Annotated in this window: 19 protein-coding genes; 8 read left to right on the top strand and 11 right to left on the bottom strand. The window is 65.4% G+C overall.

What is annotated here, in order from left to right; all coding sequences use genetic code 11:
- Positions 1-68: 68 nt before the first annotated feature.
- Together NO877_RS05205 and NO877_RS05200 are read right to left on the bottom strand one after the other, a co-directional pair.
- The gene (locus NO877_RS05205) at positions 69-734 is read right to left on the bottom strand and encodes a helix-turn-helix domain-containing protein (protein WP_256395260.1); all 666 of its coding nucleotides are present in this window, start codon (positions 732-734) and stop codon (positions 69-71) included.
- A gap of 136 nt (positions 735-870) precedes the next feature.
- Entirely contained in the window at positions 871-1128 is a 258-nt protein-coding gene (locus NO877_RS05200; RefSeq protein ID WP_256395259.1) for a DUF5789 family protein, read from the bottom strand.
- Positions 1129-1239: 111 nt separating this feature from the next.
- On the opposite strand from NO877_RS05200, the gene NO877_RS05195 reads away from it, so the two are divergent.
- The gene (locus NO877_RS05195) at positions 1240-1758 is read left to right on the top strand and encodes a DUF5797 family protein (protein WP_256395258.1); all 519 of its coding nucleotides are present in this window, start codon (positions 1240-1242) and stop codon (positions 1756-1758) included.
- Positions 1759-1779: 21 nt separating this feature from the next.
- On the opposite strand, the gene NO877_RS05190 is transcribed toward NO877_RS05195, so the two are convergent.
- Positions 1780-2778, bottom strand: coding sequence for a DUF5787 family protein (locus NO877_RS05190; RefSeq protein ID WP_256395257.1), 999 nt, complete (start codon positions 2776-2778; stop codon positions 1780-1782).
- A 3-nt stretch (positions 2779-2781) separates the two neighbouring features.
- Entirely contained in the window at positions 2782-3225 is a 444-nt protein-coding gene (locus tag NO877_RS05185) for a bis(5'-nucleosyl)-tetraphosphatase (RefSeq protein ID WP_256395256.1), read from the bottom strand.
- 245 nt (positions 3226-3470) lie between these two features.
- On the opposite strand from NO877_RS05185, the gene NO877_RS05180 reads away from it, so the two are divergent.
- From NO877_RS05180 to NO877_RS05150, 7 genes are all read left to right on the top strand, one after another.
- Positions 3471-3803, top strand: a complete 333-nt coding sequence (locus NO877_RS05180; protein WP_256395255.1) for an uS10/mL48 family ribosomal protein — start codon at positions 3471-3473, stop codon at positions 3801-3803.
- Between the two features lie 94 nt (positions 3804-3897).
- Entirely contained in the window at positions 3898-5190 is a 1293-nt protein-coding gene (locus NO877_RS05175; protein ID WP_256395254.1) for an amidohydrolase, read from the top strand.
- Between the two features lie 185 nt (positions 5191-5375).
- Entirely contained in the window at positions 5376-6836 is a 1461-nt protein-coding gene (locus NO877_RS05170; protein ID WP_256395253.1) for an FAD-binding oxidoreductase, read from the top strand.
- A 58-nt stretch (positions 6837-6894) separates the two neighbouring features.
- Positions 6895-7746, top strand: coding sequence for a DUF5602 domain-containing protein (locus NO877_RS05165; RefSeq protein WP_256395252.1), 852 nt, complete (start codon positions 6895-6897; stop codon positions 7744-7746).
- A gap of 87 nt (positions 7747-7833) precedes the next feature.
- On the top strand, positions 7834-8358 hold the full coding sequence (locus NO877_RS05160) for a PH domain-containing protein (protein WP_256395251.1): 525 nt from the start codon (positions 7834-7836) through the stop codon (positions 8356-8358).
- Between the two features lie 56 nt (positions 8359-8414).
- Positions 8415-9074, top strand: coding sequence for a potassium channel family protein (locus NO877_RS05155; protein WP_256395250.1), 660 nt, complete (start codon positions 8415-8417; stop codon positions 9072-9074).
- On the top strand, positions 9071-9673 hold the full coding sequence (locus NO877_RS05150; RefSeq protein ID WP_256395249.1) for a DUF7384 family protein: 603 nt from the start codon (positions 9071-9073) through the stop codon (positions 9671-9673). Before NO877_RS05155 ends, NO877_RS05150 begins: the two co-directional genes overlap by 4 nt.
- 55 nt (positions 9674-9728) lie before the next feature.
- Here the strand turns inward: NO877_RS05150 and NO877_RS05145 are convergent, their stop codons facing one another.
- From NO877_RS05145 to NO877_RS05115, 7 genes are all read right to left on the bottom strand, one after another.
- Entirely contained in the window at positions 9729-10142 is a 414-nt protein-coding gene (locus tag NO877_RS05145; protein WP_379827255.1) for a DoxX family protein, read from the bottom strand.
- Positions 10143-10418: 276 nt separating this feature from the next.
- Positions 10419-11069: a non-canonical purine NTP pyrophosphatase gene (locus tag NO877_RS05140; RefSeq protein WP_256395247.1), complete on the bottom strand. Its 651-nt coding sequence runs from the start codon at positions 11067-11069 to the stop codon at positions 10419-10421.
- Positions 11070-11189: 120 nt separating this feature from the next.
- Positions 11190-11474, bottom strand: coding sequence for a DUF5808 domain-containing protein (locus tag NO877_RS05135; RefSeq protein WP_256395246.1), 285 nt, complete (start codon positions 11472-11474; stop codon positions 11190-11192).
- A 49-nt stretch (positions 11475-11523) separates the two neighbouring features.
- Entirely contained in the window at positions 11524-14379 is a 2856-nt protein-coding gene (locus NO877_RS05130; RefSeq protein WP_256395245.1) for a UbiA family prenyltransferase, read from the bottom strand.
- 8 nt (positions 14380-14387) lie between these two features.
- On the bottom strand, positions 14388-14789 hold the full coding sequence (locus tag NO877_RS05125; RefSeq protein ID WP_256395244.1) for a hypothetical protein: 402 nt from the start codon (positions 14787-14789) through the stop codon (positions 14388-14390).
- A gap of 98 nt (positions 14790-14887) precedes the next feature.
- On the bottom strand, positions 14888-16561 hold the full coding sequence (locus tag NO877_RS05120; RefSeq protein WP_256395243.1) for a bifunctional N(6)-L-threonylcarbamoyladenine synthase/serine/threonine protein kinase: 1674 nt from the start codon (positions 16559-16561) through the stop codon (positions 14888-14890).
- A gap of 8 nt (positions 16562-16569) precedes the next feature.
- A complete protein-coding gene (locus tag NO877_RS05115) occupies positions 16570-16875 on the bottom strand; it encodes a 30S ribosomal protein S24e (protein ID WP_256395242.1) in 306 nt (101 codons plus the stop codon).
- Between the last annotated feature and the right edge of the window lie 19 nt (positions 16876-16894).

Here is a 16894-nt window from a genome sequence, read left to right as displayed (position 1 = left end):
TAAACGCCGGGATTCGGTTGGGGGTCGATCGGCTGCTGCGTCTCGGGGCGCGCCGAGCGGGACCAGCCTCACGGCAGCTGTGGATCGGTGTGGGACCGCTGGCCGATCAGGAACCATTCGAGGACGCGGGCCGCACCGCGGCGGATCGTCTTGCTCGCGGTCGATTTGTCGACGCCCAGTCGCTCGGCCACGTCGGCCAGCGTACACTCACGCGGCACCTGAAAGTAGCCCGCTCCGAGCGCAACTGAGAGACACTCGCGTTGCCGCTCAGTGAGGACGGATTCGGACTCCCGATCCCGCACGACCGAAACCAGTTCGTACGCCACGCCACGGTCTTCCAGGACCGCCCCGAGCTGCTCGAACTGCTCGCGGGTGACGGTCACGTCGAACTCCACGGTGCCGTTTCTGGCGACGGTCGGGAACTCAGGCGGCAGCGACGTGCTGCCGAACAGATCGAAAAACGGGCGTTTGGTCCCTTTATATTGGGCGATCGTCCGCTGGGCGTCCGTATACAGCTCGTCGTAGTCGACGATTTCGGAGTGGTCCCGAATGGCTTCACCGGCAGCCGCGGCTTTGTCGCCGATGACTTCGCCGAGACACATCGCCTCCTCGTCGGTCGGCACGCCAGCCAACAGCCGAAACCGGGCCTCCGGAAACGACATCGAGACCTCCTTCGTCCAGACGCCGTCGGGGATCGGCATCCGGAACCGCGCGCTGATCAGTTCCCCCGCCATCGCTGTCCTCCCTGCCGCGTGATCATATCACTCGTACTATTAGTCTGATAATATAAATAGCCCACAACGTCGACCGTCAGCCGATACCTATTCGGTAGTCACTCCTCTCGGTCAGAGGACGGCCGAAACGCGGGGGTTAGGCGTCACCGTCGGATTGGCCCGGCTCGCCGACCGCCTCGATCGGCATCACGTTGTTGAGTTCGGTGTCGAGATCGTCGGCCGAGCCGAACTCCTCGCGGTCGCAGTTGGCGATCAGCTCGCCGAGGTTCGTCTCACCGTCGGCGAAGATCAGCGTCACGTCGTCGAACTCGGCTGCGGCGTCGTCCCGCCCTATCGGGTAGTCGACCCGGTCGAGCACGTTTGTCACACGGTTGATTTTGATACGTTCTGTCACAGGGTGTATAACGGTTCCACACGACTTAGCCGCTCTGGAGGATTTCCTGACAGTACCACTTTCGAACCGAACCCGGAACCCCGATATACGGCGAGCCGTAACTACCGGGCGATGAGCCTCACAGACGAGGAGGTAGACCGGTTGGGAGACATCGTCGAACTCCAGCCAACGAAGAACAAGGAGCTCCAGGACCGCTGGGGGCTCGACAGCGGCAGTGAGGTCCACCAGTACCTAGAGGGCCACCTCAAAGACTACTATTTCCGGGACGATGACAGTCTCATTCGGTCGACCGCCGAGGCCGTCGAACTCACGGGTGTCGAGCCGGGTGTCGAACCGCCGACCGAGGGCCAGGGCACCGACGAGCCCCCGAGTTCGATCCGCGTGTCCCTCCTGGAGTCCAGAGTGTTCGAGACCGTCGCCGGTCCCGACGACCGCTCCGAGAGCGTCGTTAGCGTGCTCAACGACCTGCGGGAGACCTACGACATCGACCCCGAGGCTGGCGACGTACGGCGGGCCCTCCAGAGTCTCAAACGCAAAGGCGTCGTCGAAGTTATCTATCGGACCGTCCCCACCTTCCGGCTCTGTGTCGACCGCGAGTCGGTCGATGTCGAGACCACTGACGACGAGTAGTCTGTGTCTACACGACCGTAGTCAGTCCCTCCCCGACCGGTTTTCCCGTTCGCGACGGTCAGCCAGCAACGCTTTGATTCCCTTTCCAGGACCCCCCTTGATCGGCCAGCCGCGGGTGCGCCAGGCCGGTGGCTCCGGCTGGAACTCCCCGCAGGAACTCCCACAGACCGTCGACGACTGGTGGCACTCCTTGGCCGCACACCACGGCAGGAGGGCCCGCCCGTCCCGTCGGAGTTCGAAGAACCGACAGTCCGGCCGCATCGTCCGGTCGTAGTTGCGCCAGCCGCGACCGTAGGCCCGCTCTGCGAGTTCGAGCCGTCTGCTGTGGCGGTCCGCGTCGGTACCGGAACCGTTGCTGTCGGTCCCAGTGAGCCGCGTCGGATACCACTCCACGCTGGCGGCGTCGGCGTCGACACCACCATCGAACGCTGTGGTCAGAATCCCGGCCTCGACCGGGAGTGACTCCAGGAGGGCTGGTTCGACCCGTCGCCCCGTCTTGGCGGTCGCCACCCAGACCTCGTCGGCCAGCGCGGTATCGACATCGTGTTGGAGCTGGTCGGCCAACTGGCGGGCCGCACTGGCATCCAAGTCGGGTTTGTTCTCGATGGCGATCAGGCGGTCGACCCAGTCGGGAAACGGCGCAATACGCTTGATTTCGATTTTGTTGCCGTCGCGTCGCGTCCGGATGACTCCACGGTCGTCGGCGCGATGAATTGCCTCGCGGACGTAGCGCCACGGGTAGCCAGGGTCGGGAAGTGCGTCACGGTAAAAGGCCCAGTCGGCCGGAGCGTGGCGGACGATATGCAGGAGGTCGGAATCGAGTTCGCGCTCGCCGAACTGCTGGCGGGCGGCCAGTTTTTCGGGGTCGGCCTCGACAACGACTGTATCCCAGCGCCGCCGCTTGGTACCGAGTTGGCGGGCGACGAGGTGGGTCGGTGTTTCTCCGTCGGGTGGCCAGGCGAGTTCGGCCCACCGGCAGACCTGCAGTTCGTAGACGAACTCCGAGCGGCCGGTCGGCACGCCCTAAATGTACTCGCCGTCGTCGTCTTTCAGTTCGTCGAGGAACTCGTGGGCCTCTTCGAGGATCTCCCGGGGACCGTCTTGGGTAATCGTGTTGAGCGCCTGCTCGTAGTCGCGCCACTGGAGATCCCGGTGTTCCTTCGAGAGTTCGGCGCTCGCCTCGAAGGAGTGGGCGATAAACAGATGGACCGTCTTGTGGATCGTCTTCCCGTTGGCCTGAAAGACGTAGTCGTAATCCTCGCGGAACCCATTGATGAGTCGAAACTCCTCGATACCGGCCTCCTCGGAGACCTCCCTGATCGCTGTCTGCTGGAGCTCCTCGTTCCCTTCGACCCCGCCTTTGGGGAACTCCCAGTCCCCCGGACGGCTCTTCAGGAGCAAATACTCCCGTCGGCCGCGGGTGTCGCGGAAGAGGATCGCACCAGCACTTGTCGCATCGACCGTCATTAGCAACCGCTATGCAGCGGTCTGTTAAGAGGGTGTCGGAGGCTGTACCAGTCGACCGTCGTGAGTACCCCGTTCTGCCAGTCGTCAGTGTCAGTAGCCGCCCGCTACTCGGCAGTAGTCACTCACTACGGGGAGAGGGTCGGCCACACGAATCGGTCGACACAGTCGCTCGTGGGAGGAACTCACAGTCCGGAGGGCGGTAGATGCGTTTTTAGTGTTCGCGGCCACACTCGTTTGTAGTCACTATGACGTTCGTCACGAAACTCACCTTCCAGTCGGGCGACCGGGCCGTGCTCGAAGACACCGTCACCTCGCTCAAAGAGATGGTCGAGCGCAAGGGCGGCCAGTGTAAGGGCCCCCACACAGATCCGGCCGACAAGCTCCGGGTGCCACAGTACCGAACCCTCCAGCCGGGTGGGATGTTTTCCGACTGGGAGTACACCGTCTACAACCGTCGGGTCGAGATCCACGGCGCGGACCACATCGCCCGCGAAGTCGGCCACATGGATTTCCCCGACTCGGTCCACGTCGAGATCGAAGTCGAACAGAAAAAGCCGCTGGGTCACAAGGGTAACTAAGCGCGGTCGAACAGTGGGCAGATCGTCGTTGCGAGGCGAACGTCGACCACCGCGGGTTCTCTAGGTTTATTTTCCCACATCGTCTCGGCTACGTATGAGCGACACAGCAGTCCAGACGGACGACGAACTCCGAGCCCTGCGCCGGGACCTCCACCGGCATCCCGAACCGGCGTGGTGTGAGTTTTATACGACCGCCCGCCTGATCGAGGAGCTACGAGCCCGCGATGTCGACGCCATCCACTACGGCCGGGAGATCCACGCCGCCGAAAAGCGGCTCAACCTCCCAGAGGAGGCCACCCGCACCGAGTGGCTCGATCGGGCCCGCGAGGCCGGAGCCGACGAGGAGATTTTAAATGAAATCGGCGAGAGCTTCACCGGCGCAGTCGCCGTGGTCGACCGCGGCTCCGGCCCAACCATCGCCCTCCGGGTCGATATCGACGCCCTCCCGATCACCGAAGCCGACGACGCCGACCATCACCCCGCAGCCGAAGGGTTCCGCTCCGAGAACGAGGGCTATATGCACGCCTGCGGCCACGACGCCCACGCGACGATCGGGCTTGGTGTCCTGGATGCGATCCTAGAGAGCGACTTTTCGGGCACGTTTAAACTGATCTTCCAGCCCAGCGAGGAACAGATTTCGGGCGGCAAGCCGATGGCCGACTCCGGGATCATCGATGACGTCGATTATCTGCTCGCGCTCCACATCGGCCTCGATCACCCCTCGGGCCAAGTGGTCGCCGGGATCGACGACTTTCTGGCGGTCACGCAGTTCCGCGCCGAGTTCGCAGGCGAATCGGCCCACGCCGGAGCACGCCCCGAATCGGGTGCGAACGCGGTCCAGGCGATGGCGGCGGCGGTCCAGAACCTGTATTCGATTCCTCGCCACTCCGAGGGCGCGACCCGCGTCAACGCTGGCCGCGTCGGCGGCGGCACCGCCGACAACATCGTCCCCGAACACGCATTTATAAAAGGCGAAGTCCGTGGCGAGACCACCAAACTGATGGCCTATATGTGGGATCACGCCCAGCGCGTCATCGAGTCGGCCGCCGAGATGCACGCCTGCGAGGCCGACATTCAGATGCTCGGCGAGGCCCCAAGTGCCGAAAGCGACCAAGCGCTGGTCGACATCGTCGGCGAGGTCGCCGGGCGGACCGCAGGCGTCGACGACGTGCTCGACCGCGACAGCCTCGGCGGCAGCGAGGACGCCACCTTCCTGATGCAACACGTCCAGAATCAGGGTGGGCTGGCAGCCTACGTCGGCGTCGGCACCGACCATCCCGGCGGCCACCATACCCCGACGTTCGACGTCGAGGAGCGGGATATCGCGGTTGCAATCGACGTGCTCTCGGCGTCAATCCGCGAGATCGCGGCGAGCGATTCGTTGTAACGCCCTGTTCACGGCGGGCGACAACAGGTGGTCGGTCGACGGCCAGTGCGTGACGGATCCGGTCTCTATATCGGAGCCATCGAACCGCTGTCGGGCGATATAAACCGCTCTCCAGTCACCAACAGTACGTATGGTACACTATATCACTATGAGCTGTAGAAACGTTTCTCGCGGTAGGAACCCCCATGTCACGCACTGCCCCCACACCCAACAGCGACAGCGAGTCGACGGTCACAACGCTCCGAACCGGCTTCCGAGGAGATCTCATCCTGCCCGACGACGAGGACTACGACGACGCCCGTGCCGTCTGGAACGGGATGATCGACAAGTATCCAGCCGTCATCGCCCGCTGTGCGGGCGTCAGCGACGTGATGGCTGCGGTCGACTTCGGCCGCGAGCAGGAGCTCCCGGTGGCGGTCCGCGGCGGCGGTCACCACATCGCCGGCAACGCGGTCTGTGACGACGGGATCGTCGTCGACTGCTCGCAAATGCGGTCGGTCGTCGTCGACCCAAAGGCCCGGACCGCCCGCGTCGAGGCCGGTGCGCTGCTGGCGGACGTCGACCACGAAACACAGGCGTTCGGCCTCGCAGTCCCCACCGGCATCAACTCCACGACCGGGATCGCGGGGCTCACACTCGGCGGGGGCGGCGGCTGGCTCAGCCGCAAGTACGGGATGACGATCGACAACCTCCGGTCGGTCGACCTCGTCACCGCCGACGGCGAGTTCGTTCACGCCAGCGAGGAGACGAACCCCGACCTCTTCTGGGCGGTCCGCGGCGGCAGCGGCAACTTCGGCGTCGTCACCAACTTCGAGTTCGATCTTCACCCGGTCGGTCCCGAGGTGCTCTGCGGTCCACTCGTGTACGCGCACGAAGACGCTCGTGAGGTGATGCGGTTTGTCCGAGATTTCAACCGGGAGTCGCCCGAGGATTGCGTGGTCTGGTTGGTGTTGCGAAAGGCCCCGCCGCTACCGTTCCTCGATGAATCGGTCCATGGGACGAACGTCCTCATTCTCGTAGCGTTCTACGCGGGCGAGATGGTCGATGGCGAAGCCGTCCTCGCCCCGCTGCGGGAGTTCGGCACCCCGATTGCGGACGCCATCACACCCCATCAGTACACCGAGTTCCAGCAGTCGTTCGACCCGCTGTTGGAGCCCGGCGCACGGAACTACTGGAAGTCACACAACTTCGCCGAGCTGTCGGACGAGGCGATCGACATCGCCGTCGACTACGCGGCGGATCTCCCGACGGAACTCTCGGAGATCTTCTTCGGTCAGATCGGCGGCGCGACCGAACGCGTCGACCCCGAGGCGATGGCCTACCCTCACCGCGAGACGCGGTACATGATGAACGTCCACACCCGCTGGGAGGACCCCGCCATGGACGACGACTGTATCCAGTGGGCTCGGAAGTTCTTCGCGGAGATGGCCCCGCATGCGACCGGCGGGGTCTACGTCAACTTCATCAGCGAGGCCGACGGCGAGGAGTCGCTGGCCTACCGCGACAACTACGCACGGCTGGCCGAGCTAAAGGCGAAATACGACCCCGACAACGTGTTCCGGGTCAACCAGAACGTCGAGCCAGCCCCGGCGGCCGACGGCGGAAACGGCGAGCCAGCCACCGATGGCGGCGTCGACTCGGCCTAACCAACAGTTTCGATAGGCGACTAAACGTTCAATGCGGCGGACGAGGACACGCAGAGGTGTGTCCCGAACCTCGGTTTTCACGACTCACAGACGGACCGTTCTGCGAACTGCTGGGGCTGTTGTCGGTGGCACGAGCGTCCTCAGTTCGTCGACGGTGGCCGAAGCAGGGGAGAGTGCGTCGACAGCGACGATACACCGATCCAAGACCCGATCGCTCGGCAATGGTGACCTGAGTAGCTTCGTCACAACCACAGCCGATGGCAAACCGACGTCCGTCGGTGTCCACCTCTCGGCGGGCGCGCTCGAGGGATTGCCAACAGCCGACGACGTGGCTGCGAACGACCGAAGCGTCGACCATCAGGGGCTGTGGTCGCTGCCATTTCGGCTCCCGCTGCCCGAGGCGGCCCCGCCGCCGTTCGACCACGTCGGCTTCGGCTGGAATCCCGAGGGCCACCCGCCGAGAGGTGTCTGGAACGTCCCACACTTCGACTTTCATTTCCACTTCGAGAGTCCCGACACGGTGTCGACTATCGACAAGGGCGTGATCGACGAGCTACCCGACCGAATCGTTCCCGAGGGGTATATGCTGGCCGAAGACGGCGCGGTTATCCCGAAGATGGGAGCCCACCTCGCTCCGGCAGAGACGCCCGAATTCAACGACGGGGAGTTCTCCAACACGCTCATCTGGGGCGCTGCCGACGTCGACGACTCGGCGGGCCCCGAACTCCACTTCGTCGAGCCGATGGTGACCGTCGAGCACCTGCGGGGACTCAGCGCCGTCGATCGCCGACCGGTCGCCCAACCCGATCGTTACCCCACTGCGGGCTGGTACCCCACCGCCTACGCCGTCGGAGCGCTCGATTCGGGCGGCCATGTGGTCGTCCTTGCGGCCTTCGAGGAACGGACCTGATCGAACCTAAGACAGATGACCGCTGACCAGTCGACAATCCGACCGGTACGAACACCGAATAGCATGCGGACCGACAGTCGACTCCGAATGCCCTCCTCCGAACGCGTCGCGTCGGCCGACTGGCTCACCCTCTCGGGCGACGAGCGGATCGAATGGACCGGCCGACCATCACTGTTTACGATCACACCACAGCTCCTGGTTGCGGTTGTCGTCGGGATCGGCGGCGCACTCGCCGTTGGGGCGCTCGATTCGGTCGTCGACGGGGTTCCGGCGGTCGTCCGACTCCTGCCGCCGCTCGGTGCGCTCTCGATACTGGCGGTCGTGCTGCTGCGATGGTACCGTGTGCGCTATGTGATCACCTCGACGCAGGTGTACATCAAACGCGGGTTCGTCTCGCTGGACGTCGACCAGATCCGGCTCGCCCGCATCCAGAACACCCAACTCTCCCAGTCGATCCTGGAGCGATTTCTCGGCTACGGCGACGTGGTCGCCTACACCGCGGGTAGCGACACGCTGAATATCGAATTCAATGCTGTTCCCAACCCCTCGCAGGTCAACGAGACGCTGTCGCAGCTGTTGAGCCGCCCCGAAAACGAGCCGGTCGAGCTGTAGTTGCCGACCCGCCGACGGGGACACACCTTTTTGCGCTCGACGGTTCTACTGTGTGTATGCAAATCATTGTCGTTGGCTACGGTCGTGTCGGCTCCCGCACTGCCCGTGTGCTCGCCGAGGAGGGATACGACGTGGTAGTGGTCGACAACGACCACCTCAAGGTTGAACGTGCCCGTGAGCAGGGGCTGACCGTCGTCGAAGGGGATGGCACCGACGAGTCGGTTTTAAAAGAAGCGGGCATCGAAAACGCCGATGCCCTCGGCGGGATCACCGGCGACGTCGACATCAATCACCAGATCTGTCTCATCGGGAAGGAGTACGGCTGCCGGACCGTAATGCGGATCAGCGAGGACGTGAGCACTGATGTCTACGAAACCTACGTCACCGATGCCGACGAGGTCATCTACCCCCAGCGCCTCGGCGCGGCCGGGGCCAAAACCGCCCTCCTCGGCGGGAGCCTCAATGCGATCGGCGACCTGACCGAACAGCTCCAGCTGACGGTGTTTACGGTCGACCACGACTCGCCGGTGGTCGGGAAGCGAATCTCGGAGATCGACCTCCCGTCGGCCGCCCGGCTGTATGCCCACGGCCGGGAGCGCGATCCGATGACGATTCCGCTGCCGACGACGACCGTCGAGGCTGGCGACCGGCTGGCGCTCGTCACCGAACAGGAGGCCATCGACGAGGCCGAATCGCTCCTGCTCGGTGCGGAATGAGCTGGGCCGACTGCTTCGCACAGGCCCCTGAAGGCGTGACCCTCGCGGATATCAGGGAGGCTCTCGCCGCCCACCGCACAGCCAGCGAGAGTGACGGCTCCGCCGACGGGACGGGAACGGTCAGCGACCCACCGGAGCCAAGTCCGACGCGAATCGTCGCCGACGCCGACGTGTTGGCGGCGGATTGCTGTCTCGACGGCGAGGCGAGAGCTGCACTCGATCTCCTCCGCCAGCACTCCTGGACGACGCTGGTCGCCAGCGACCAGTTGCTCGCTGAGGCCGAGGCGGTCATCGAGTCGGTGGCCGACCGGTCGCTGGCCGCCGACTGGCGCGACTGCATCGAAGCGTGGCGCGAGCCGGTCGACCAGCCCGCCGGGGATCATCCGGCGGTAGCCTCTGCCTACCGCGGCGGCGCGATGCATCTGCTCGCCTTCGACGAGGAACTCACCGGTTCGGCGGCCGGAGCGGCACTCCACAACCGGTTTCCGGTCAGCCTCCGCCAGCCCGACGCGTTCACACTGCTGTTCGATCCCGAGAGCCTCTATGCGGCCGAACAGTCCGGCGAGTATCCCGGCCCCGACCGCGACCCGCGAGCGTAGCCTCGGGGTGTCGGTATAATTAGTTTAAAAGTAGCCGTCAACTACCGTTCGAACCTTAGAGGCCGATGTTGAGCGCGTACGGCCACGGCACGGTGGCGACGATAAGGAAGGCGACCGCAGCCCCCGTCCCGTAGACGTTTTTCAGGAACTGCGTCATCTCGGTTTGGGCGTCTTCCTCGTCGACAGCCCAGAAGTCGTGCATGGCGATGCCCGAGGCCAACAGGAAGACCGCAAGTGCGCCCGCCCCGATGGTGGGATAGATGCCAGCGACCAGCGAGAGCCCGCCGAAGATCAGGAGGCCGCCGCTCAGCAGGACCGATGCGCGTGGGGCCGGGAGGCCTTTGAACTCGGCGTAGCCAGCCATCGAATCAGTATCCATGAAGTGGTTCAGTCCGGTGAACGCGAGGACGCCGCCGAAGAGAATCCGTGCCAGCAAAAACAGTTCGGCTGCGCCTGCGGCTTCGAACATCATCAGGCACTCACCGCGGTTCCGGCACTCAGTTCGAACCGATGCTGCCCGTGCGTAGATCGTCGTTGCATTACAGTACCCCATACAGGCTAGCATCTTATATCGCTTTCCGGACATAAGTGTAACCAGATAACCCCTGTGTCACTGACCCATAGCAAGACTGCGGCCCGGTTGAAGGGTGTTTGATATCATGGCACCGACAGTATAGATACATCAGATTACGTATAATATTGATGAAGAACAGGCGGCTGGGAGGTTCAGCGAGACGATCGGTACCTACCGTTGGGCGTACCAGTCGGCGAACTTCGCCAGCGCGCGACCGCGGTGTGAGAGGGCGTTTTTTTCCTCGGAACTGAGTTCGGCGAACGTCGTCCCGTCGTGTTCGAAGATCGGATCGTAGCCAAAGCCGCCCGTTCCCCGCGGTTCGACGATCGTGCCGCGGACCGAGCCGACGAACAGTTTCACCGGGAGCGATTCGTCTGCTTCGCTGTCGCTTTCGGCACCGCTGGCTGCTGCAGCGGAGTCCTCTGCGGCAGCGGCCGCGCGATCTTCCCGGTCGACGGGATCGGGTGAGGCTGCAAACGGCTCGCCATCGCAGTAGGCCATCACACACCGGAACGACGCCGCACGGTCGTCGACGATTTGGGCGAGGTCCCACACCGTCTCAATGCTGAGCTTGTCTTCGACATACGAGGAGTAGGGGCCCGGAAAGCCATCAAACGACTCGATAAAGAGGCCGGAGTCGTCGACGACCACCGGCTCGCCGACCTCGCGGTAGGCTTCGCGGGCTCCCTCGGCGGCGATGGTTTCGAGCGACTCGCTTTGAATCTCGGTGTAGTCGTACTCGTAGTCGGTGATCGTCTCGTCGCCCAGATACTCGCGGGCTTCCCCGAGTTTGCCGGGGTTAGTCGTCACGTAGTGGAGCATACTCGTCGGTTCGGTCGACGGGCAAAAGCGTCGTCGGTCGACAGCCCAAAGCGTTGCTGATCCGGTCGATTCGGCGCTGGGACGGCACTGAGACGGCTGCGGCGGGAGTGTTGAAAAGAGTTAGTCGTCGACGATGACTTCGACCGGCTCGTCGGCCTCGACCTCCTCGTCGGTGTCGTCCGCGGAACCCGAGCGGCGTTCCTGGTAGTAGAGCCCACCGGCGACCAGCAGGACGGCCAATGACCGCCAGTTGGCGAGGTTCAGCGTGTAGCCGACGCCGAACGGCTTTTTGACGAGCATGCCTTTGCCGGGCTGCCAGTAGGCCGATAGCATCCGCCCGATCGAGGGGCGCTCGAAGTTGTACGGAATCCCGAAAATTTGGCCGGAGTCTGGTTTGTCTACCATACATCCCTGTAGGGGCTTCGACGTAATGAAAATTCGCCCTCCGGTTGGCCTAGGATTGGTTGTCGGAAGGCGCTGGCTGCTCCGTGTCGACCGGAGCCGATGTCTCAGCACTGGCACGCCGCGAGATCGATCCCGTCTTCGTGAGCAGTTCGGCCTCAGAATCGTACTCGACACCCGAAAGATGGTGGGCCGCCACCTCCAGGAGTTCGGCGGTGACCTGTGAGCTGTCGAGACTACCGTCGCTCTGGAGTGCCTTCCTGATACGAGGTTCGAGCGCGGCAAAACCGTCGAGGGCCGACTGCTGGCGTTCGATCCGGTCGGCAGCCTCGACCAGCGCGGTCGCCCGTTCGAGCCACGTCTCGCTGTAGGCCCCCACATCGGCGGTCGGGAGCGTCGTCACGTCGCTGTCCTGGAGGACCTCGGGTGGCTCCCGAAAGGCCGGTGGCGGCGCGGGCTCGCCGTCGACCAGCTCGCTGTGGGCCGCGGCGACATCCTCGACGGCCGCCGACAACGCGTCGAGGGTGAGCTCCGAGACCCACTCCTGCAGCGAGTCGACGTCCGGCTCGCTGTAGAGGGGATCGAGCCCCGACAGCGCCACGCCGACCGAGCCGACCAGATCGGGGTAGGGCTCGCCCGCGATGTCGAGCAGCGAATGGTCGCCCACCTCGCCGACGAACTCCCAGAGGTCGACGAACGCCGGGGGACAGAAGGTCCGTCTGAGCCGCTGACCGACCGGTGCGACCTCCGGCGTCCGGTGGTCGTCGGTCGAAGGGACCGAGAGCTCGGGGCGGTCGGCGACGGCCTCCGGCGTCGGCTCGCGGGCGACCGCGCCGATCCCGGCGGCCGTCTTTTTTAAGGATCGTGCGAGCTCGGCGAGACCGTTGTTCCCCGCGCGGTTGCTGAGGACGTCGAGGCGGTCGGCGACGCGTTCGTACTGGTCGACCGCCGCTTCGGTGTTGCCGGACGCGGCTGCGTCGTCGGCAGTCCGCAGGTGGCGGCGAAGTCGGGCGATCGACCGGGCGATCTCGGCGTGTTGGTAGCGCTTGTCGGCCAGCTCGATCGGCGGCACGGTGGCGTCGACCCGCGTGCGGGTCTGTCGGAGCGTGCGGAGCGTCCGGACGATGGTTCGGCGGGCCTCGGTGTCGACGGTCGGCGGCGGCTGGGCCCCGTAGAGATCGTCGGTGGCCGCGACGACGACCGCCGCCGTATCGTGGAGGATGGCCTCGATAGCCGTGGCGATCCTGGAGGCCTCCGAGGCGTAGGTCGATGCCGAGGCGGTGACACCGCCGGAACCGGCGTCGGTGTCAGTGTCGCCAGGACCGCTTGAACTGTCGGGACTCCGCCGCTCGTTGGTGGCGGCGGTCTTCGACTCCTCGGCGATGTCGTAGGCCCGACGGTAGGCCTCGATCCCGGCCAGATAGGCCACCAGCGCGCGCCGGTACTCCCCGGCTTCGAGGGCCGCATCGCCAGCCTGCACCGAGTACCAGCCGTCGGCTGCGGCCGCCCGAATACGGGATAGCGCGGTGTCGAACCCCTCGCCCGCCTCCTCCTCGATCAGTCGTTCGAGGAGCGTCTGGATCAGCTGAAACTGTTCGGGATCGTCATCGTCAGTGGGGAGCTGCCGTTCGCCCAGGAGGTGGTCGATGCGCGCAAACAGCGGGGCCAGGGAGTCCAGGACGCTGCGGTCGTCTCCCCGACCGCGGATGACGGCCGCGGCGACCGAACCGATCGTCGGCGCGGCGAATTCGAGGGCGGCGTCGGTTAGCGACTGGGCGCGCTCGGTGTCGCCCTGGCTGCGGGCCTCCTCGGCTGCCGAGAGTTGGAGCGCCAGCCCGGAGTTTCGGGCCGTCCGAGCGACGGTCCCGCTGAACCGAGTCCACAGACGGTTGACGCGGTCCTGGAGCCCGCTGTTGGCCTCGACGAGCGATTCGATCTCCTCGGCAGCCTCGATAACCAACTCGTGGTCGGTCAGTCGGGTAGCCACGCCCTCGACGAAGTTGGAGGCGACCGCCAGCGAGGCGGGATCGTCGCCCGCCGCCGCGGTTTCGCCGCCGTCGTTGCCCATCGCCGACTCATCGAGGCCCTGTTCGGTGCCCTCCCGACGCCGTCGGTCGAGCCACTCCGTGAGACGGTCGAGCAGCCGGTAGACGCGCTCGACGAACCGGTTTCGGAGCCGGTCGAGTCGCTCGGAGCGACCACCGGCGACCGCCACGGGACCGACACCGAGGAGCGTGCCGACCGCGAGCCCGAGCGGAAACGCACTGAGATTGCCGTAGCCGAACAGCGCAACTCCCCGCGAGCCGAAGGGGACGACGATCGCCAGCGCCGCGATCGCCGTCGCCTCGATCCCGAACCGGGTGGCTGGGGTGAGCTTCTCGTCGGTCGACCGGCGTGGCCCGCGCGAATCGGCCCGGAGCAGCGCGAACAGCAGGCTGCTGAACGGCACCACGAACCCGGCAGCGAGTCCGGCAAACAGCACGGCGATGAACAGTCGGAGATCCGGGGCGTAGAGGATTCCCGCGGCACCGCCAGCGACCGCCAACACCAGTCCCCCGATGGCGGCAAAGCCGCCCAGCTCGTCGAACGAGAGCCCGCTCACCAGCAGCCAGGTGGCGACGATACCGATGGCGTAGCCGATGGTCGCCGTCCAGATCGACGGCAGCCACCACGCCGAGAGCACGGCCACTGAGACAGCCGCCACGATGAGACCGGTCGACAGCGTGACGACGAGCGTAGCGAGCGTTGGCCGCGACAGTCGATTGTGGGCGGTGTACAGGCCGCCGATGGCGACCCCCGCGAGCAGGCCGAGGGCGAAGACAGTATTCAGCGGAAGCGTCAGCCGGACGAGCCCGGCGGTGGCGACACCGATGAACAGCCAGCACAGTCCGTCGATGAGCCGGGTCATTCGATCACCTAATACACATCCGAACACCAGCCGCGGTAGATGGCGACCGTCGTCTCCCACCGGCCGATATCACCCGACGATTCGTTTCGCGTGACGACTGCGTACTGTCCCGTCTCGGTGAGTTCGATGACCTCCTCGAACCGATCGACGTTCTCCCGGTTCACCAGCGGCTCCTCGCTTGGATCGAACACCGACAGGCTCGCCCGTGGCCCGTCGACGCGGCGAAACCGGACGTAGAGTCGCTGCCCCGCCTCGGCGTCGGCGTCATATATCTCCATGCCATTCCGTCGAACCTCGGCGGTCCCCTCGTGGACGGTCCGACAGCTCCCCTCCTGGATACACCCCGCCAGACTCGTCGCACCGACGGCAGCGGCCAACAGTGACCGCCGGGAGCAGCGATTACGGACCATACGCTACGAGTAACGCCGACCGGCTTAAGCCTCCGTCATCCAAAAATCGCTTCTGATACTCCGCGGGCCGAGCGACGGCCGCCAGCCGCAGCGAGCCGTTACTGGTACCGGCCACGGTCTTCGATCGTCGCCAGCCGGTCGAGAACCGCCTCGCTGCCGACCTCGCGGTAGCCCGCCAGCACGGCCCGTGTAAGTGGCTCGGGATCGTTGGCGGTCGCCGCCAGGCTCTGTCGGAAGACGTGGAGGTCCATCGCGTGGTCCTCGACGTGACCGGTATAAAAGCCGAGGCCGAAGTCGATCAGCCAGGTGCGGTCGCCGATCCTGACGTTTCGGGTAGTCGGATCGCCGTGGACGAATCCCACCTCGTGGATCGTCGCGAGATGTTTCCCGACCGCGCGAACCGGCTCGACGGCGAGGGCGGCCGCCAGATCGGCCTCACCGACGTGTTCGAACCAGATCGTCGAGTCTTGAGTGTCGACGTCCCAGACCAACGGCGTCGGCACGCCCGCCCGCCGGGCCTGCGAGGTGAGTCGGGCCTCGGCGGTCGTGCGCTCGGCCCGGAGCGTCTCGTCCAGTTCCGGGTGGCGGTAGGCTTTCGGCACGCGCCGCTTGCGGACACACCGGCCCGGAAGGCTCAGTCCCTCGTCGGCCGGATCGAGTTCGTCGACCACGGCCTCCGCGCCGCGCTGGGTCGCGGTGGCTGCGTCGGCAGCCGCCAGCCCGCGAGCGACCGACGGTTCGTCGGCCCGCCACGTGACCGGGACTTGGTCGGGGCGGAAGTTGGGGTCGACCGTCGACTCGTCGATGGGGAGGGTGTCTCCGGCGGCGAACTGTTTGGCCCCCAACACCGCGATCATCCCGGCGTTGTCCCGCAACAAGCGCGGGTCGGGCGCGTGGAACGACGCGCCGCGGGCCTCGCACATCATTTCGAGCATCTCCTGGAGCCGCCCGTTTTGGCCGACCCCGCCGCCGAGGACGAGTTCATCGGTGCCCGTCAGCGACAGTGCGCGCTCGGCGACTTCGGTCAGCATCCCGAAGACGTGCTCCTGGAGGGAGAAACAGATGTCCTCAACTGCTTCGCCGTCGTCTGCGGCCTGCTTGGCCGCGCTCATGATCCCCGAAAAGGAGAAATCCATCCCCTTGACGACGTAGGGGAGGTCGATGAATTCGCCGTCTTTGGCCGCTGCTTCGACTTTCGGGCCGCCGGGGTGGTTCCAGCCGATGTGGCGGGTGAACTTGTCGAGGGCGTTGCCGACGCCGGTGTCCATCGTTTCGCCGAGCACGCGGTACCGGCCGTTGTGGAAGCCAAGCAGGTGAGCGTTCGCCCCCGATGCGTTGAGACAGACCGGCGAGTCGAAGCCCGACTGGTGTCGGCCAATCTCCAGGTGGGCGACCATGTGGTTGACCCCGACGAGCGGCACGCCGAGCCGTTGGGCCGCTGCGCGGGCGGCCGTGCCGACGGTTCGGAGACAGGGGCCGAGCCCCGGCCCCCGCGAGAAGGCGACGGCGTCGATCCCGTATGGGTTGCCGCTGTGGTCGACAGCATCGCTATCGCCGCCCGCATCGGTGGTGGCCGTCTCGGCCGCGCGGCTCAGGACCGTGCTGACGACCTGTGGGATCGCCTCGCCCATGTGTTCGGCGGCCTCACGCGGGTGAATACCGCCGCTATCGGGTTGGTAGGGATCGCTCTCGATGAAAACATCGTCCGCGGCATCGTCATACAGAGCGGCGCTTGCGGCCCACGCCGTTCCTTCGATGCCGAGAACGCGCATTCGGCCGGTTAGGCTTCCTCGGCTTCGGCGTCGGGCTCGTCGATCTTGTTGCGGTCGAGCATATGGTCCTGCTCGACGTCACGGGCGAACTCGGGCGAATCGTAGACCTTCGCGTAGCCGACGGTCTTCCGCATTCCGAAGGCGGTGTCGAGTTCGTGGACGACGACCTCGTCGGAGCCCTTGTCGAGTTTGGCCGCGAGGCTGTCGCGGACCGAGAGTCGCGAGGGGGTGGTCTCGTCGTGGACCGTTTCGAATCGGATATCGGTGCGGTGCAGCATCGGGTTCTCCTCTTCGGAGATGATAGTGACGTCCATGGTCAGTTGCTTATATGTC

This window comes from Halohasta litorea (assembly GCF_024494645.1).
Lineage (GTDB): Archaea > Halobacteriota > Halobacteria > Halobacteriales > Haloferacaceae > Halohasta > Halohasta litorea.
This window is presented reverse-complemented; position numbering and strand designations above follow the sequence as displayed.